Raw genomic sequence first — 1,132 nt, forward strand, 5'->3', positions numbered from 1 at the left:
TTCAATAGCAACCCGCTATTTTGCAGAAACAACACCAGCCTTCATGCAACATTTTCTGACATTTTAGGCCATGCAAAAACGGTCATCGATAAACAGACTCGCCTTCGTCAGGGGTTTTACGACCGCAATGACTGCACGCTGCTGTTCGGTACTGCACGTTTTATCGATACGCACTCTATCGCGGTAATGCAAAATGACGGTACGGAAGAAACCTACTCGGCCGATAAATTTGTCATCGCGACGGGCTCTCGTCCTTACCGACCAAGCGATGTCGACTTCTTGCATGAACGAATCTACGACAGTGACTCTATCCTGAGCCTGAAACACGACCCTCGTCATATCATCATTTATGGTGCAGGCGTTATCGGTTGTGAGTACGCCTCTATCTTCCGCGGACTTGGTGTGAAAACCGACCTGATCAATACCCGAGATCGTTTGTTGGAGTTCTTGGATAACGAAGTGTCTGATGCACTGTCTTACCACTTCTGGAACAGCGGCGGTGTCATTCGTAACGACGAAACGTACGAGAAAATCGAAGGCACAGAAGATGGCGTCATTATTCACCTGCAGTCAGGCAAGAAAATGCGCGCCGATTGTTTGCTGTATGCGAACGGCAGAACCGGTAACACCGACAAACTCAGTTTGGATGTCGTCGGTCTAGAATCGGATTCTCGCGGCCAGCTTAAAGTGAACCGCAACTACCAAACGGCGGTTGAGCACATTTACGCAGTGGGTGATGTGATTGGTTACCCTAGCCTTGCGAGCGCAGCCTACGACCAAGGACGCTTTGTCGCACAAGCGATCACCAAAGGTCAGGCTGAAAACTATCTGATTGAAGACATTCCAACAGGCATCTACACCATTCCAGAAATCAGCTCTGTTGGTAAAACAGAACAAGAACTGACGGCAGCGAAAGTGCCTTATGAAGTTGGCCGCTCTTCATTCAAACATCTGGCCCGTGCGCAAATTGCAGGCAAAGATGTCGGCAGTTTAAAAATTTTGTTCCCTCGTGAAACCAAGGAAATTCTCGGCATTCACTGCTTTGGTGAACGTGCAGCGGAAATCATCCACATTGGTCAAGCCATCATGGAACAGAAAGGCCAAGCCAATACGATTGAATATTTCGTGAATA

At 48.2% G+C, this 1,132-nt stretch carries 1 protein-coding gene; it reads left to right on the top strand.

Annotated features, from left to right (window positions below; all coding sequences use genetic code 11):
* A partial coding sequence (gene sthA, locus R7Z50_RS24570) for a Si-specific NAD(P)(+) transhydrogenase (RefSeq protein WP_318149359.1) occupies positions 1–1,132 on the top strand: 1,132 nt, incomplete at both ends.

Source organism: Vibrio sp. 1249-1, assembly GCF_033340495.1.